Raw genomic sequence first — 16,897 nt, forward strand, 5'->3', positions numbered from 1 at the left:
AAACATTCACCGATCAAAGGAGATGGCACCATGAACACCGATCGCATCACCGGTGCCGGCAAGGAACTCAAGGGCGAGATCAAGAAGCAGACCGGCGATCTGACCGGCAATCAGGAGCTGAAGGACGAAGGCCGCGCCGACAAGGCCGAGGGCAAGATGGACAAGGTCGTCGGCAAGGTGAAGGACATCCTGCGCGGCGACAAGTGATGGGCGCGGAGGAGCGGGGGCATCGCAAGGACGATGCCCCGTCCGACGCCGCGCAGCGGATCGAGGACAAGCTCATCGAGGAAACCGGCCAGGCCTCGGGCGACCCCGACAAGCCCGTCCAGGAGAAGTTCGATGAGCTGGGCGAGAAGCCCGACATCAAGAAGAAAAGCTTGAGGGACTAGGAATCGCCCCCTTCCATCCGGAAGGGGGTTTTTCTTTATGATCCGACGCTGATCCGCGCCTCGACCCGCACCGGAAAGTTCACCGAATTGGCGATGAAGCACTTCTCGTGGGCCTCGTGGTGCAGCGCCACGGCCTTTGCGGAATCGCTGCCGGGGGCCAGGGTGACCTGGGGGCGCAGGACGACATCGGTGAAGCGCCCGCCGCCGTGGGACTCCTCGGCCATCGTGCCGGAAGCCTCGTCCGTGTAGGCGGTCACGGTGACCCCGTTCACGGCGCACAGATGCAGGTACCACAGCATGTGGCAGGCCGAGAGCGATGCCACGAGCATGTCTTCGGGATTGTAGCGGGCGGGATCGCCGCGGAAGGCCGGGTCGGACGAACCGGGGATCGGCGGCTTGCCGGGCGCGGCGATCTCAAGATCGCGGCTGTAGGCCTTGTAGCCCGAGGTTCCGGTTCCCTGGTTGCCCGTCCAGGTGACCGTCGTGCCATACTGGTGTTCGCGCCCTGACATTGGTCCCTCCGAGTGCTTTTCCGGGAGGGTAACCGCGGACACCGGTCCTGAAAAGAAAGCGGGCCAAAAAAAACGGGAGGGCCGAAGCCCTCCCGCGATCTCAACGCTGCCTTGCCCGTCAGCCTCAGCTGGCTTCGGCGGCGCGGGCGTGGCGCTTGCGCTCGTTCGGGTCGAGGTAGCGCTTGCGCAGACGGATGGACTTCGGCGTCACCTCCACCAGCTCGTCGTCGCCGATGTAGGACAGGGCGCGCTCCAGCGTCATCTGGATCGGCGGGGTCAGGCGGACCGCCTCGTCCTTGCTGGTGGTGCGGATGTTGGTGAGCTGCTTGCCCTTGATGACGTTGACCTCGAGGTCGTTGCCGCGGGTGTGCTCACCGATGATCATGCCCTGATAGACCGGAACGCCCGGATCGATCAGCATCGGGCCGCGATCCTCCAGGTTCCACAGCGCGTAGGCGACCGCGGTGCCGTCGGCGTTGGAGATCAGCACGCCGGTGCGCCGGCCGGCGATGGTGCCCTTGTAGGGAGCATAGCCGTGGAAGAGCCGGTTCATGATGCCGGTGCCGCGGGTGTCGGTCAGGAACTCGCCCTGGTAGCCGATCAGGCCGCGCGACGGGGCGTGGAAGACGATGCGGGTCTTGTTGCCGCCCGACGGGCGCATCTCGATGAGGTCGGCCTTGCGCTCCGCCATCTTCTGCACGACGGTGCCGGAGAACTCCTCGTCCACGTCGACGACGACCTCTTCGATCGGCTCAAGGCGCTGACCGTTCAGCGGGTCGGTCTTGAACAGCACGCGCGGGCGGCTGATGGCCAGTTCGTAGCCCTCGCGGCGCATCGTCTCGATCAGGATGCCGAGCTGCAGTTCGCCGCGGCCGGCCACCTCGAAGGCGTCGCCGCCCTCGGTGTCGGAGATGCGCAACGCCACGTTGCCTTCGGCCTCGCGGAACAGGCGGTCGCGGATCATGCGGCTGGTGACCTTGTCGCCCTCGCGGCCGGCCAGCGGGCTGTCGTTGACCGAGAAGGTCATCGCCAGGGTCGGCGGGTCGATCGGCTGGGCGTTTAGCGGCTCGGCCACGTCCGGCGCGCAGATGGTGTCGGCCACGGTGGTGGTGGTCAGGCCGGCCAGGGCGACGATGTCGCCGGCGTGCGCCTCGTCCACCGGAACGCGCTCAAGGCCGCGGAAGGCCAGCACCTTGCTGACGCGGGCGTTCTCGATCAGCTTGCCGTCGCGGCTCAGCGACTTGATGGCCATGTTGACCTTGACGCTGCCGGTCTGGATGCGGCCGGTCAGGATGCGCCCCAGATACGGGTTCGCCTCCAGCGTGGTCGCCAGCATGGTGAAGGGAAGATCCTCCTCCACCTTGGGCGGCGGGACGTGGTCGCGGATCAGCTCGAACAGCGGGGTCAGCGTCTCGCGGGCGCCGTTCTCCAGGTCCGTGGTCGCCCAGCCGTTGCGGCCCGAGGCGAACAGGGTCGGGAAGTCGAGCTGCTCGTTCGAGGCGTCGAGCGAGGCGAAGAGGTCGAACACCTCGTCATGCACCTCGTGCGGACGGCCGTCGGGGCGGTCCACCTTGTTGATGACGACGATGGGGCGCAGGCCCAGCTTCAGCGCCTTGCCCAGAACGAACTTGGTCTGCGGCAGCGGCCCCTCGGCGGCGTCGCAGAGCAGGACCACGCCGTCCACCATGGAGAGGATGCGCTCGACCTCGCCGCCGAAATCGGCGTGGCCGGGGGTGTCCACGATGTTGATGCGCAGGTCGTTCCACAGGACCGACGTGCACTTGGCCAGGATGGTGATGCCGCGCTCGCGCTCCAGATCGTTGGAGTCCATGGCGCGTTCGGCGACCTGCTGGTTCTCGCGGAACGAACCGGCCTGCTTGAGGAGCTGATCGACCAGGGTCGTCTTGCCGTGGTCGACGTGCGCGATGATGGCGACGTTACGAAGATTCATGTGTCGGGGACTCTTAAATCCGCTCTGGGGCTTCCGTTGCGCAATGCCGCCCCGACACCGCGGCACGTCGGCCGCGCACAACAAAAAAACCCTCCGAGATCGATCGGGGGGTTCTGCCGGGGAAACTGTTGCGACGCAATATAATGATCCGGCTTCATAACGCAAGCGGCGTGATGGTGGAAACTCGCCCAAAGCGCCTATGCGGAATTTCCTTGCGTCACGGCAACCGAATCATTGGCGTCTGCGTCTCGGAATCCCACATGGTCCGGTGATGACCCGCCGCGTTTCCGCTTCCTGCCTCGCCGTCATTCTCCTGTCCAGCGCGCTTGCCGCCGTGCCGGGCGACCCGTTGCGCGCGCAGGACCCTGCGCCGGACGCCACCCCGCCGCCCGCGGCGCGGGACGGGTCCGGGCAGGACGACCCGACGCCCGACGCCCCCGGTCCGCAGATCCCCTACGAGGTGGAGTTCACCGGGATGGAGGACGACGAGCTGCGCGACCTGCTGCGCGACAGCTCCTCGCTGGTCAGCCTGAAGGACGACCCGCCGCCGTCGGTGCTGGGGCTGGAGCGTCGCGCCGACAACGACCGCGACCGCCTGCAGACGGCGCTGCGCTCCGCCGGCTTCTACGACGCCGTGCTGGACATCCGGGTGGACCCGGCCCAGACGCCGGCCAAGGTGACCGTGGCGGTGACGCCCGGCACACCCTACCGCTTCAAGACCGTCACCATCGCCTCCACCGACAGCGCGCCGCTGCCGGGCGGGGAGGTGACGCCCGCCGACATCGGCCTGCCGGTGGGCGAGCGGGCGCGGGCGCCGCAGGTGGTGGACGCCCAGTCCGCGCTGCTGCGCCGGATGACCGACCGCGGCCATCCCTTCGCCACCGTCGCCGAGCGGCGGGTGGTGGTCGACCACGACGACCACAGCATGGACGTCACCTTTTCGGTCGATCCCGGCCCGCTGGTGATGTTCGGCGACACCAAGATCGACGGGCTGGCCAGCGTCGACGAGGGGCTGATCCGCGGGCGCCTGCCCTGGAAGCAGGGCGACATCTACAGCCCGGCCAAGGTCGACCGGGCGCGCCAGCAGATCGCCCAGCTCGACGTGTTCGACACGGTGCGGGTGCGGCTGGCCGAGGAGCCGGGGCCGGGCGGCGTCACGCCGGTGGACGTCACCCTGGCCGAGAAGCTGCACCGCTTCATCGGGGCCAGCGCCTTCTATTCGTCGGAGGACGGGGTGGGCGGCTCGGCCTATTGGGGCCACCGCAACCTGTTCGGCGGGGCGGAGCGGCTGAGGCTCGGCGTGGAGGTCGGGCGAATCGGCGGCGACAACGGCGCCGCGCAGGGGCCGCGCGGCAGCCTGGACCTGCCGGACATCCGGCTGTCCGCCAACTTCCGCAAGCCCGACTTCCTGGCGCCGCGTCAGTCGCTGATCCTGGATTTCCAGGTCGCGTCGGAGCAGCCGCCGGCTTACGACCGCGTCGCCACCATCGGCTCGGCCTCGCTGGAGCGGCAGGTGACCGACCAGCTCAAGATCTCCTACGGCGTGTCGGGGGAGCGCGGGCGGGTGCGCTCCAATCTGCGTGAGTACCAGACCGGCTTCATCGGCGTGCCGCTGGGCATCGCCTGGGACGGCTCGGACAATCTGCTGAATCCGTCCAGGGGCTACCGGGCCTCGCTGCTCGCCACCCCCTGGTTCCCCTACGCCGGCGACACCGATTCGATCTTCACCAGCTTCCAGATCAACGCGTCGGCCTACCGCGATTTGTCCGACGACGGGCGTTACGTCGCGGCGGCGCGCATCGGCGTCGGCAGCACGGTGGGAGCCTCGCTGGATCAGGTCCCGCCGGACCATCGCTTCTATGCGGGCGGCGGCGGGTCGGTGCGCGGCTACGGCTTCCAGAAGGCCGGTCCGCGCGACATCTACGGCGATCCGACCGGCGGGCGGTCGCTGTTCGAAGCCGGGCTGGAGCTGCGCGTCAAGGTGACGGAAACCATCGGCATCGTGCCCTTCGTCGACGCCGGCACCGTCTTCGACAGCGCCTTTCCGGACTTCAAGGAGCCTCTGAAGGTCGGCGCGGGCATCGGCGCCCGCTACTACACCGATTTCGGGCCGCTGCGGGCCGACGTCGCCTTCCCGCTGAACGCCGACTCCGGCGACGCGAAGTGGCAGCTCTATCTCAGTCTGGGTCAGGCTTTCTGATCCGATTCTTCAACGTGTGATTCCAAAACAGGTCGCATTTTTGCCACTTGGAATGGGATCGCCTCTGCTCTTTCCCGTTATACCATTCGGGGAGTGCCGCAACGGGGTGCGTGGTGTCGGGTCTGCGTCGTCTGATCGTCCTTTTTCTGGCCATTGCCGCCCTGACCGGTGCGGTCCTGACGGATGCCGCCCGCGCGGCGGACACCGAAGGGGGCGGCTGGGGTCCGGCCAACGCCGTCCGGCGCTGGATCGCCCAGACCATCGAGAAGGCGGTCAACGGCCCCGACCTCCAGGTCAGGATCGGCACCATTGGCGGCGCGGTCCCCATCAACTTCACGATCTCCGACGTCACCGTCGCCGACCGCGAGGGGGTGTGGCTGCGGCTGGAGGAACTGCGCGTCAACCTCGCTCCGACCGCGCTGCTGACCGGGCGGGCCAAGGCCGACGCGATCGAGGCGCAGCGCGTCATCGTGGAGCGCGCGCCGCTGCCCTCCGAGGGGCCGGAGCCGCCGCCCGACCAGGGGCCGACCTCCCTGCTGCCCAGTCTGCCGGTGGGCGTCGCCGTGGACAAGCTGGCCATCGCCGAGCTGGTCCTGGCGGAGCCGCTGATCGGGCAGGAGGCGCGGCTCAAGATTGACGGGTCTCTGGACCTTGCCTCCGGCGGTTCCTCGCTCGAAGCGCATCTGAACGTGGACCGGCTGGGCGAGCAGCCGGGCACGGTGGCGCTCGACGTCGCCTTCAACCCGGACGACAAGCGGCTCGACCTGAATCTGAAGGCGTCGGAGCCGGCGGGCGGGCTGATCGCCACCGCGCTGAACATTCCCGGCGCGCCGCCGGTCAGCGCCTCGCTGGACGGGCAGGGCTCGCTGGACGACTGGAAGGGCACCTTCACCGCGGCGGCGGAGAACGCCGCCCGGCTGGCCGCCGACGCCACAATCAAGGCGGTTCCGGAGGGGCACGCCGTCACGCTCGCAGCGACCGGCGACGTCGCGTCGCTGCTCGGCCCCGACATCGCGCCGCTGGCCGGGCCGCAGCCGGTGCTGAAGGGCACCGTGGTGGTCGCTTCGGACGGCGCCCTCACCCTGCAGCCGGTGGCCGTCGAGACCGCCGCCGCCACGGCCAATCTCTCGGGGCGCGTTGGCGCCGACCGCCGCAGCCTCGACCTGCGCTACGAGGTTCAGGCGGGGCCTGACTCCACCCTGCACGGCTTCGCCCCCGGCATCGCCTGGCGGGAGGGCACCGTGTCGGGCACCGCCCAGGGCACGCTGGACGCGCTGACCGTGGGGGTCGAGGGGCTGATCCGCGACCTCGCGGCCGACGATCCCGCCCTGGCTTCGGTCGCCGGGCCGGAGGTGCGGCTGGACGGGCGGGCGCGGATCAACGCCGACACCGGTGCGGTGGGCATCGAGGGGGTGACCCTGACCACCGCGGCGGCCAGCGCCGGGGCGCAGGGCAGCGTGACCGGCTGGGGCCAGACCGCCGACGTGACGGTGTCGCTGAACGCCGACGACCTGTCGCGCCTCTCCGCCCTCGCCGGGCAGCCGCTTGCCGGGTCGCTGGCTCTGGCCGGGCCCGTGCGCCGGCAGGAGGACGGCACGCTGACCGCCGGCCTCAGCGGCGCGTTGCGCGGACTGGAGACCGGAACCCCCGCCGACGGCGTGCTGGGCCGCGACGTCAGCCTGGGTGCGCAGGCGGTGATGGAGCCGGGCGGCGCCATGCGGCTCACCGACCTGACAGTGGATGGCCGCAACGGGCGTCTGACCGGCGCGGCGGCCCTGGTGGACGGGGCCGTGGACGCCAAGACCCGGCTGGAGATCGCCGACCTCGCCCCGGTGGGCACCGCCGCAGGGACGGAGATGGCGGGCGGCCTGACGCTCGACGCGACGGCGAAAGGCCCGCTGGACGCGCTGGTGGCGGAGGCGGCGTTGCACGCCCGGAACCTCGCCGTGCAGGGGCGCCGCTTCGGCGACACACGGCTGAACGCCACCGCGCAAAATCTTCCAGGCGCCCCGCAAGGGCGCGTGTCGGCCCGCACCGAACTGGCCGGCGCCGGACTGACCGCGGACGCCGCCTACGCGCTGGAAGGGCAGGCGCTGCGCATCAGCGACCTCGCCGTGGCGAACGGGCCGAACCGGATCACCGGCGCGGTGCGCGTCGCGCTGGACGCCATGACCGCGACCGGCAAGCTCGACGGCAACCTGCCGCAGCTCCAGGCCCTGTCGGAGCTGGCCGGCGTGCCGCTCACGGGGGCGGCGGGCTTCACCGTCGCGCTCGACGCGCCGAACGGCAAGCAGGCCGCCAACCTGACCGCCAACGCCACCAACCTGCGCGTCGAGGGGGAGGGCGGGCCGCTGTTCGCCGCGCGCCGCCTGACCGCCAACGCGGATGTCGCCGACGCGCTGGGCAGCGCCCGCGGCAAGGCGCGCGTGGAGCTTCAGGACGGAGCCGCCGCCGGCAACGACCTGTCCCGCGTGACGGCCAGCGTGGACGGCTCGCTCGCCAAGGCCGCCTTCCGGGCGGAGGCCGCGGGGGCCGGGCGCGACCCGCTGGCGCTCGATCTGGCCGGGGAGTTCACGCAGAACGGCACCCTGAACCGCATCCGGCTCGACCGGCTCCAGGGCCGTTACAGCGGCGAATCCTTCCGGCTGACCCAGCCCGCCGCCATCGCCCTGGGCGAGCGGCGCTACGAGGTCTCCGGCCTGAGGCTGGTCAGCGGCAACGCCCAGCTTGCCGCCGACCTCGGCCTGAACGGCGAACGCCTGTCGGGCGAGCTGCGGCTGGACCGCGTGCCGATGGCGCTGGCCCGGCTGGCCAACCCGACCCTCCGGCTCGACGGCACGCTGAACGCCCAGGCGACGCTCGGCGGGACCGTTCGCCGCCCGCAGGCCGACGCCACCGTGCGCGTCGCCAACCTGAAGGCGCAGCAGACCACCCAGGCCGGCGTGCCGGGCCTGAACGCCACCGTCAACGCGCGCTGGCGCGACGCCCGCGTATCGGTGGACGGCGACGTCGCCACCGGCAACAACGCCGGCCGGGTGACCCTGACCGCCGCCGCGCCGCTGGCGATGGACCCGGACACGCTGGCCTTCTCGGTGCCGGAGCGCGGACGGCTGGAGGCGGCGCTGCGCGGCGCCATCGACGCCTCGCTCGCCAACGACCTGCTGGCGGCGAGCGGCGACCGGGCGCGCGGCACGCTTCGGCTGGACGTGAGCGTCGACGGCACGGTGGCGGCGCCCCGGCTGGGCGGCACGGTGACGCTGGCCAACGGGCGCTACGAGAACCGGGCGAGCGGCGCCATCATCAGCAACATCGACGCCCGCATCGTCGGCGACGGCGACGTCTTCACCATCCAGAGCTTCCGCGGGCGGACCACCAATGGCGGCGAGATCAGCGCGCGCGGCGTGATCCGTCCCGCCGCCGCGGACCCGCAGCAGCAGCTCGACCTCGCCATCCAGGCCGACCGGGCGCGGCTGGTGCAGAACGATCTGGCGGCGGTCACCATCGGCACCAACCTCACCCTGACCGGCAGCTTCCTGAATCCACGGCTGGCCGGCCCGGTGCGGATCGAGCGGGCGGAAATCCAGATCCCCAACCAGACCCCGCCCAACGTCGTGGACCTGAAGGTCGTCGAGGTCGGGAAGGGCCGCAAGGCGCAGCCGGTCAGCCTGAAGAACGGGCAGGCGGGGAATGGGCAGGCCACGGCGCCGGAGCCGGCCTTCGCGATGATCCTCGATCTGACGATCAGCGCGCAGAACCAGATCTTCGTGCGCGGTCGGGGGCTGGAGGCGGAGTTCGCCGGGCAGCTCGCCGTCACCGGAACCTCCAGCCAGCCGCTGGTCAATGGGCGGCTCAACATGCTGAAGGGCGAGTTGGACATCCTGGCCAAGACCTTCGTGTTCAAGCGCGGCATCATCGAGTTCGACGGCGGTCCCACCATCGACCCGCGGCTGGACTTCCTGGCGGAGGCCTCGGCCAACGACGTGACCGCCCAGATTCTGGTCACCGGCACCGCCGGGCAACCGAAGCTGGAGCTGACCTCCCCGCAGGGTCTGCCGCAGGACGAGGTCCTGTCCGCCGTGCTGTTCGGCAAGTCGGTCGGCAACCTGACCGCGGTGGAGGCGGTCCAGCTCGCCCAGTCGGCGGCGACTTTGGCCGGTTTCGGCGGCGGCGGACCCGGCCTGATCGGCAACCTGCGCCGCGGCCTTGGCATCGACCGGCTTGAATTCACCGGCGGCGCCGACGGCAAGGGCGGGGCGGTGGAGGCCGGGCGCTACGTCAGCGACCGCGTCTATGTCGGGGTGGAGCAGGGCATCGGCGCGAACCAGAGCCGCGCCACGGTCGAGGTCGACATCACCAAGAACATCAAGGCCCAGGCGGACGTCGGCGCCGATTCCGACACCCGCGTCGGCGTCAAGTGGGAGTGGAACTACTAGGGCGGCGCCCGCTTTTCTCCGGTCCATGCGCTGCTTTCGGGCGCTGGTCATCGGCGCAAGAGCCCCCATATCGAACAAGGATGAAGGCCGGGCCGCCAAGGCTCCGGTCATCGGCGAAGGGGGAGCGGTGCGCGCTGCCAGAAGGATTCCCTACGTCAACCAGGGCATCGTCCTGGCCTGCACGCTGGCCTTCGTGCTGGGCCTGCCGCCGGAATCCCTCGCCTTCGTCCCCGCCTACTTCTTCGGGACGGTGGAGACGGCCGGTCCGCTGCCGACCTGGGCGGTGTGGCGCGGGCTGTTCGGCCATGTCCTGATCCACAGCGACATCGTGCATCTGGTCAGCAACATGCTGGCGCTCTGGGCCTTCGGTGGTGCTGTCGAGCTGGCGATGGGCAGCCTGCGCTACCTGCTGTTCTTCCTGCTCTGCGCCGCGTCGGGGGCCGTGGTGGAGGGGGCGCTGGCCGTCGACCCCATGGCGCCGCTGGTCGGGGCGAGCGGGGCGATCTGCGGGGTGATGGGGGCCTTCCTGCTGCTGCACCCGCAGGCGACGCTCGGCGTGACGCCGGGGCCGCGCGTTCCCGCCTCCTTCGTGGTGGGCAGCTTCCTGGCGATCAACGTGGCGATGACGCTGATGCCGCCGGCTCCGGACTCCGGCCTGGGCGACGTGGCCTGGGCCGCCCATCTGGGCGGGTTCGGCGCGGGGATGGCGCTCGTCGCCCTGTTCCGCCGCCCCGGCGTGGCGCTGTGGAGCGTCGCGCGCCTGGGCACCGCGGCGAAGGCCGCGGTTTATCTGACGCTGGTCGTGGTGCTCCTGCGCACCCTGTGACCGCCGCTGCCGTGACCGCCTCTGCCGTGACCGTTGCCTTTGCCGGGCCGTGGCGGAATACTGCGCCCTCCCATTGACGGAGGCATGTGACTATGGCGGAAACCGGGACCGCGCCGGTGCTCGGCGTGATCGGCGGCAGCGGCGTCTACGACATCGACGGGCTGGAGAACCAGCGCTGGGTGAAGGTGGAAACCCCCTTCGGCGACCCGTCGGACGAGCTGCTGACCGGCGAGCTGAACGGGCAGAAGCTGGTCTTCCTGCCGCGCCATGGCCGCGGTCACCGCATCCCGCCGTCCGAGCTGAACTTCCGCGCCAACATCTACGCGCTGAAGGCGCTGGGCGTGACCGAGATCCTGTCGGTCTCCGCCGTCGGTTCGCTCAAGGAGCATCTGCCGCCGGGCACCTTCGTGGTGATCGACCAGTTCATCGACCGCACCTTCGCCCGCAGCAAGAGCTTCTTCGGCACCGGTCTGGTGGCGCATGTCGCGCTGGGCCATCCGGTCTGCGGACGGCTTGGCGACCTGATCGAGGAGGCGCTGGTGGAGCTGAAGGTCCCGCACCAGCGCCGCGGCACCTACATGGTCATGGAAGGCCCGCAATTCTCGACCAAGGCCGAATCCGAGCTTTACCGGAGCTGGGGTTGCGACGTGATCGGCATGACCAACATGCCGGAGGCCAAGCTCGCCCGCGAGGCGGAGATGTGCTACGCGACCGTCGCCATGGTCACCGACTTCGACTGCTGGCATCCGGAGCATGACCACGTCACCGTGGACGCCGTCATCCGGGTGGTGGTGGCCAACGCCGACAAGGCCCGGTCGCTGGTCAAGACGCTCGCCCCGAAGCTTCAGGTGCGCGACGGGCTGTGCGCCCAGGGCTGCCACACCGCGCTCGACCACGCGATCATGACCGCGCCGGACAAGCGCGATCCGGCGATGCTGAAGACGCTCGACATCATCCTCGCCCGCGCGCTGGGCTGAGGGCGCCAGCACAAAAAGCCGCGGGACCCGGCGTGCGTCCGGGTCCCGCGGCTTTTTCTTTGGATCGGGCGGAAAGCCTCAGTGGCGGGTGCGCGCCGGGGTGACGTAGACGCCGTCCCAATCGACGCCGAACAGGGCGTCGTCGCCGGCCTCTTCCACCAGCTCGTCATAATCGCTGATGTCGATCAGGCCGAAGATCGAGGCGGTGCCCGAAGCGTCCAGATCGCAGGTGATGACGCGGCCGGCGAACTCGACGGAGGTGAAGAACACTTCCGGCAGTTCCATGCTGTCGAGGTCGGCGGACACCGCGCACTCGATCTCGTGGACGAGGCGCGAGGAGAGGGAACCCCGCAGTTTCGCCGCCTGGGAGGCCCAGACGATCTTCTTGACCCGCGCAGCCGGGCGGTTGTCGGTTTCGCCGATGCCCTCGTCGGGCTGGGCGGCCATGGCGATCATCCGGGAAACCAGGTTCGACGGGCTGGGCGCACGCATAGAGACCTCCGCTGAAGAACGAGCGCAGATTCACCCGACGTCGGTTAACGGGGACTTAAATCCGCTCGTCACGGATGGCTTACCTCTTATGCGCAATGGCCTATGACCTAGCGTGCCGCCAGCGCCGCGTAAGCCGCGGCGAGCCGTGCCGCGGTCACGGCGTTGTTCCGGATCAACGCCATGTTCGCGGTCAGGCTGCGCCCGCCGGTGATCCGCTCCAGCGCCGCGAGGAGAAAAGGCGTGACGGATTTTCCCGTGATTCCATGATGTTCCGCATCCTTTAGCGCCTGCGCGATGGCCTGCTCCATGGCCGCACCGTCCAACGCGTCGGCCTCCGGGATGGGGTTGGCGAGGACCACGCCACCCTCCAGCCCAAGCTCCCATTTGGCCCGCAGGATGGCCGCCACCTCGTGCACGTTGTCACAGCGATGAGAGACGGGCAGACCAGAGTTGCGGCTGTAGAAGGCCGGAAACGAGTCCGTGCCCAGCCCCAGGACGGGAACGCCGCGGGTCTCCAGCACCTCCAGCGTCTTCGGCAGGTCGAGAATCGACTTCGCGCCCGCGCAGACGACGCAGACGCTGGTGCGGGCCAGCTCGTCGAGATCCGCCGACACGTCGAAACTGGTTTCGGCGCCGCGGTGCACCCCGCCCAGGCCGCCGGTGGCGAAGACGGCGATCCCGGCCAGCCGCGCGGCGATCATGGTGGCGGCCACGGTGGTGGCCCCCAGCGCCCCGGTCGCCAGCGCGACGGGCAGGTCGCGGCGGCTCAGCTTCATGACGCCGGTGCCGCCCCTGGCGAGCCGTTCGAGCGCCTCGCCGTCCAGCCCGACGCGGATGCGCCCGTCGAGAACGGCGATGGTCGCGGGAACCGCCCCCTCGGCCCGCACCGCGTCCTCCAGCGCCGTCGCCGTTTCCAGATTCTTCGGGAAGGGCATGCCGTGGGAGATGACGGTGGATTCGAGCGCCACCACGGGCCGGCCCTCGGCCAGGGCGGCGGCGACCTCGGGCGTCGGGGACAGGCGGTCGTGCATGGTCGGAGTCTCCCTCGTTTTCCCGCATCCTGCGCCGTGGTTCGCGCCGGCGCAACCGGAGGAATCGGAATTTTGTCCTTTCGCGAGGACGGCCTATATTGCAGGGCATGCCTGGACAAAGCCTCTCCCGCCCCCCCGCCGAACGTTGGATGAAGGTCTGCCCCGAGGGACTCTATGTCGAGCCCGGCGGCTTCTACGTCGACCCGCTGCGCCCGGTGGAGCGCGCGGTCGTCACGCACGGCCATTCCGACCACGCCCGGCCCGGCCACGCCCATGTGCTCGCCACCGCCGGAACGCTCGCCATCATGCGGCAAAGGCTGGGCGAGGGGGCGGGCGCCGCGGCGCAGACGCTCGACTACGGCGAGGCGATCCGCATCGGCGACGTGACGGTGCGGCTGGTCCCAGCCGGCCATGTGCTGGGCAGCGCGCAGGTGGTGCTGGAGCATGCGGGAACGCGGGTGGTGGTGTCCGGCGACTACAAGCGGCGCTTCGACCGCACCTGCGCCCCGTTCGAGCCGGTGCCCTGCGACGTCTTCATCACCGAGGCGACCTTCGGCCTGCCGGTCTTCCGCCACCCCCCGGACCTGGGGGAAATCGACAAGCTGCTGCACTCCCTGTCGATCTTTCCTGAGCGCAGCCATGTCGTCGGGGCCTACGCGCTGGGCAAATGCCAGCGGGTGATCTCCCTGCTGCGCGCCGCCGGCTATGACCGGCCGATCTACCTGCACGGCGCGCTGGAGCCGATCTGCAAGCTCTACGAGGGCTTCGGCGTGCCTCTGGGCGAGCTTCGCCCGGCCACCGTCGCGGCGAAGGAGGAGTTGAAGGGTGCCCTGGTTCTGGCCCCGCCCGGCGCGGTGGCCGACCGCTGGGCGCGGCGGCTGACCGACCCGGTGGTGGCGATGGCCTCCGGCTGGATGCGGGTGCGCCAGCGGGCGCGCCAGCGCGGCGTCGAGTTGCCGCTGGTCATCTCCGACCATGCCGATTGGGACGAGCTGGTCCAGACCCTCGACGAGGTCGCCGCACCCGAGGTCTGGGTGACCCATGGCCGGGAGGAGGCGCTGGTCCACCACGCGACCCGGCGCGGCATCCGCGCCCGCGCCCTGGCCCTGGTCGGCTTCGAGGAGGAGGGGGCATGAAGAATTTCTCCTCGCTGATCGACGGGCTGGTCTTCATGCCGGCGCGCAACGGCAAGATCCGCCTGCTGGCCGACTTCTTCGCCACCACGCCGGACCCCGACCGCGGCTGGGCGCTGGCCGCCCTGACGGAATCGCTGGTCTTTCACGAGGCCAAGCCGGCGGCCATCCGGCAGCTGGTCGCCACCCGCGTCGATCCGGAACTGTTCGCCCTGTCCTACGACTATGTCGGCGACCTCGCCGAGACGGTGGCCCTGATCTGGCCGGAGCGCCCGGAGCGGGCGAACAGTCTGCCGCCCTCCATGACCGAGGTGGTCGAGACGCTGCGCGCGGCCAAGCGCGGGCAGGTGATGGGGCTGGTGGAAGGCTGGCTCGACACGCTGGACTCCTCCGGCCGCTTCGCGCTGCTGAAGCTCATCACCGGCAGCCTGCGGGTGGGCGTGTCGGCGCGGCTCGCCAAGACGGCGCTGGCGGACTGGGGAAAGGTCGATCTCGGCGACCTCGAGGAATGCTGGCACGGGCTGACCCCGCCCTACGCGGACCTGTTCGCCTGGCTGGAAGGAAAGTCCGACCGGCCGGCGGCCGGGAAGGGCGCCGGCTTCCGCCCGCTGATGCTCTCCCACCCGCTGGAGGAGGAGGACATGGCGGCGCTCGATCCGGCCGACTACGCCGCGGAGTGGAAATGGGACGGCATCCGCGTGCAGCTGGCGGCCCGCGGCGGCGAGCGGCGCATCTACAGCCGCACCGGCGACGACGTGTCCGGCGCCTTTCCGGACATCGTGGATCACATGAATTTCGACGCCGTGCTGGACGGCGAATTGCTGGTCGCCCGCGACGAGGGCGCGATCGCGCCCTTCAACGACCTTCAGCAGCGCCTGAACCGCAAGACGGTCACCGCGGCGATGCTCAAGGAATTCCCCGCCTGGGTGCGGCTCTACGACATCCTGTTCGATGGCGAGGAGGATCTGCGCGGCCTGCCCCTCACCGAGCGGCGCGCCCGGCTGGAGCGCTGGCACGACGCGGTGCGGCCCCGGCGGATGGACCTGTCGCCGCTGGTGCCCTTCGAGGGCTGGGAGGCGCTGAAGGGCTTGCGCGAGGGCAGCCGGGAGAACAGCATCGAAGGGCTGATGCTGAAGCGCAAGGACAGCGTCTACGTCGCCGGACGCCCCAAGGGACCCTGGTTCAAGTGGAAGCGCGGGGCGCTGACGCTCGACACCGTGCTGATGTACGCCCAGCGCGGGCACGGCAAGCGGTCCAGCTATTATTCGGACTTCACCTTCGGCGTCTGGCGCGGCGAGGAGCTGGTGCCGGTCGGCAAGGCCTATTTCGGCTTCACCGACGCGGAGCTGGTGGAACTCGACCGCTGGGTGCGCAACCGCACCACCCGCCGCTACGGCCCGGTGCGGGAGGTCGAGCCGGGGCTGGTGCTGGAGGTCGCCTTCGACAGCGTGCACCCGTCGAACCGCCACAAGAGCGGTCTGGCGATGCGCTTCCCGCGCGTCCACCGCATCCGCTGGGACAAGCCGGCGGCGGAGGCCGACCGGCTGGAGACGCTCCAGGCGATGGTCGTGGGGTAGGGCAATGGGACCGGCAGGACCGCTTCTTCCATTTTGAACCGGGTCCGCGTTGACGCCGGCGGGACGGCGCTTAGTCTTCTGCAACCGTTCGCTGCGGTCGAGCGGGGTGGAAGACATCAAGCCGGAGACCAGACCATGCCGTTCGCCGCCGCTCCCGAATTCAAGAAACACAAGGCGAAGTGCGAGGCCGAGGCGAAGAAGATCCCCAATTCGGGCGACGCCCTGGCGGTGGTGAAGAAGTCCGGCGATGTGGAGAAGGCCGCCGCGGCCTGGGACAAGGCCTACAAGGCCGGGGACGCCAAGGCGCTGCGCGAGGCCCTGGCCGACCTGCTCCAGGCGACCAAGATCTTCCGGGCGAAGCTCAGCGCGGTCATCGTGAAGGCGCAGAAGGCGAAGAACGAGGGCGCCGTCGAGGTGGCGGCCGACATGCTGGGCGGCACCATGAACGTCGAGCAGATGGCCCAGTTGGAAAGCCTATCCGCCCTGAAGAAGCTGGAGAAGGCCGGCAGCGGCAAGGAGATGCCCGCCACCACCTTCTTCGCCGACTGGACCGCCGCCAAGAAGATGTTCGAGGCGCTGACCGGCAAGAAGAAGCCCGCCGAGGGCTTCCTGCTCGCCTTCCGGGCGTCGAGCGGGCTGGAGAAGGCGACGAAGGCGCTGGACGCCGCCACGCGGGCCAACGACGTCGACGCGCTGCAAAAGGCGATCAAAGGGTTCGAGAAGGCCGGCAGCGATTATTTCGCGACTGTGAAGAAGAAGGCCAAGGTCTCCGTCGCCGCTGACGACACCGATATCCCCGACGAGTCGGCGGAGGCCTTCAACTACGATCAGGCGCTGGCGATCCTGCTCAAGAACCTGAACGTCATCCGCAAGGAGGCCGGCGACATCCTGGCGGAGGCCAGGAAGTAAGCAGAGTTTCTCGCCCTATCGGCTCAGCCGCATGTCGATGTGGTCGATGCCGACATCATCGTAAATGTCGCTGACGCGCCGGAAACCGAAGCTGCCATAGAAGCTCTCCAGGTAAAGCTGCGCGCTGATCTGCACGTCCTGCTCCGGCCAGTCCCGGGCCAGCCGCTCCAGGCATTCGGCGACCAGCCGGCGGCCCAGCGCCTTGCCGCGCCACGCCGGAGCGACCGCCAGACGCCCGAAGGAGGTGGTGCCGGTTTCCGCGTCCGGCCCGAAGACGCGGGCGTAGCCGACCGGCGTCGGCGCGTCGCCGTCGTAAAGCGCCAGATGCTGCGCCACCGGGTCGCGGCCGTCGAGGTCGGGGAAGGGCGAGGCCTGCTCCACGACCAGAACGCTTTGGCGGAGATGGAGCATGTCGTGAAAGGTGCCGGCGGACAGGTCGGCGAAGCGGTACCAGCGGGAGTGCATGT

14 protein-coding genes are annotated in these 16,897 nt (G+C 70.0%); 9 read left to right on the forward strand and 5 right to left on the reverse strand.

The window, feature by feature from the left end:
* Nucleotides 1–30 precede the first annotated feature (30 nt).
* Together TSH58p_RS17260 and TSH58p_RS17265 are read left to right on the forward strand one after the other, a co-directional pair.
* Nucleotides 31–207 (forward strand): CsbD family protein, encoded by a 177-nt coding sequence (locus TSH58p_RS17260; protein WP_109068248.1) that lies wholly within the window; start codon nt 31–33, stop codon nt 205–207.
* Entirely contained in the window at nt 207–389 is a 183-nt protein-coding gene (locus TSH58p_RS17265) for a hypothetical protein (protein WP_109068247.1), read from the forward strand. Before TSH58p_RS17260 ends, TSH58p_RS17265 begins: the two co-directional genes overlap by 1 nt.
* A gap of 35 nt (nt 390–424) precedes the next feature.
* On the opposite strand, the gene TSH58p_RS17270 is transcribed toward TSH58p_RS17265, so the two are convergent.
* Nucleotides 425–901 (reverse strand): OsmC family protein, encoded by a 477-nt coding sequence (locus TSH58p_RS17270; RefSeq protein ID WP_109068246.1) that lies wholly within the window; start codon nt 899–901, stop codon nt 425–427.
* A gap of 124 nt (nt 902–1,025) precedes the next feature.
* Complete coding sequence (typA, locus tag TSH58p_RS17275) at nt 1,026–2,852, reverse strand: translational GTPase TypA (protein ID WP_109068245.1); 1,827 nt, start codon at nt 2,850–2,852, stop codon at nt 1,026–1,028.
* Nucleotides 2,853–3,123: 271 nt separating this feature from the next.
* On the opposite strand from typA, the gene TSH58p_RS17280 reads away from it, so the two are divergent.
* The 4 genes from TSH58p_RS17280 (at nt 3,124) to TSH58p_RS17295 (ending at nt 11,288) form a co-directional block, all read left to right on the forward strand.
* Complete coding sequence (locus TSH58p_RS17280) at nt 3,124–5,052, forward strand: autotransporter assembly complex family protein (protein WP_247873843.1); 1,929 nt, start codon at nt 3,124–3,126, stop codon at nt 5,050–5,052.
* 113 nt (nt 5,053–5,165) lie between these two features.
* Nucleotides 5,166–9,485 carry a translocation/assembly module TamB domain-containing protein gene (locus TSH58p_RS17285; RefSeq protein ID WP_109068285.1) on the forward strand — a complete coding sequence of 1,440 codons (4,320 nt, stop codon included), beginning with the start codon at nt 5,166–5,168 and terminating at the stop codon, nt 9,483–9,485.
* Nucleotides 9,486–9,612: 127 nt separating this feature from the next.
* Nucleotides 9,613–10,311: a rhomboid family intramembrane serine protease gene (locus TSH58p_RS17290; protein WP_109068244.1), complete on the forward strand. Its 699-nt coding sequence runs from the start codon at nt 9,613–9,615 to the stop codon at nt 10,309–10,311.
* Between the two features lie 92 nt (nt 10,312–10,403).
* Nucleotides 10,404–11,288, forward strand: coding sequence for an S-methyl-5'-thioadenosine phosphorylase (locus TSH58p_RS17295; RefSeq protein ID WP_109068243.1), 885 nt, complete (start codon nt 10,404–10,406; stop codon nt 11,286–11,288).
* A gap of 78 nt (nt 11,289–11,366) precedes the next feature.
* On the opposite strand, the gene TSH58p_RS17300 is transcribed toward TSH58p_RS17295, so the two are convergent.
* Entirely contained in the window at nt 11,367–11,780 is a 414-nt protein-coding gene (locus TSH58p_RS17300) for a hypothetical protein (RefSeq protein ID WP_035674528.1), read from the reverse strand.
* A gap of 107 nt (nt 11,781–11,887) precedes the next feature.
* Complete coding sequence (locus tag TSH58p_RS17305; protein ID WP_109068242.1) at nt 11,888–12,811, reverse strand: pseudouridine-5'-phosphate glycosidase; 924 nt, start codon at nt 12,809–12,811, stop codon at nt 11,888–11,890.
* 149 nt (nt 12,812–12,960) lie between these two features.
* On the opposite strand from TSH58p_RS17305, the gene TSH58p_RS17310 reads away from it, so the two are divergent.
* The 3 genes from TSH58p_RS17310 to TSH58p_RS17320 all read left to right on the forward strand — a co-directional run bounded on the left by TSH58p_RS17310 (nt 12,961) and on the right by TSH58p_RS17320 (nt 16,430).
* Complete coding sequence (locus TSH58p_RS17310) at nt 12,961–13,947, forward strand: ligase-associated DNA damage response exonuclease (protein WP_109068241.1); 987 nt, start codon at nt 12,961–12,963, stop codon at nt 13,945–13,947.
* Nucleotides 13,944–15,521, forward strand: a complete 1,578-nt coding sequence (locus tag TSH58p_RS17315; protein ID WP_109068240.1) for a cisplatin damage response ATP-dependent DNA ligase — start codon at nt 13,944–13,946, stop codon at nt 15,519–15,521. Before TSH58p_RS17310 ends, TSH58p_RS17315 begins: the two co-directional genes overlap by 4 nt.
* A 135-nt stretch (nt 15,522–15,656) precedes the next feature.
* Entirely contained in the window at nt 15,657–16,430 is a 774-nt protein-coding gene (locus tag TSH58p_RS17320; protein ID WP_109068239.1) for a hypothetical protein, read from the forward strand.
* A 15-nt stretch (nt 16,431–16,445) separates the two neighbouring features.
* Here TSH58p_RS17320 and TSH58p_RS17325 read toward each other — a convergent pair whose 3' ends face one another.
* Complete coding sequence (locus tag TSH58p_RS17325) at nt 16,446–16,895, reverse strand: GNAT family N-acetyltransferase (RefSeq protein WP_109068238.1); 450 nt, start codon at nt 16,893–16,895, stop codon at nt 16,446–16,448.
* Between the last annotated feature and the right edge of the window lie 2 nt (nt 16,896–16,897).

Origin of the sequence: Azospirillum sp. TSH58 (genome assembly GCF_003119115.1) — a bacterium.
Lineage (GTDB): Bacteria > Pseudomonadota > Alphaproteobacteria > Azospirillales > Azospirillaceae > Azospirillum.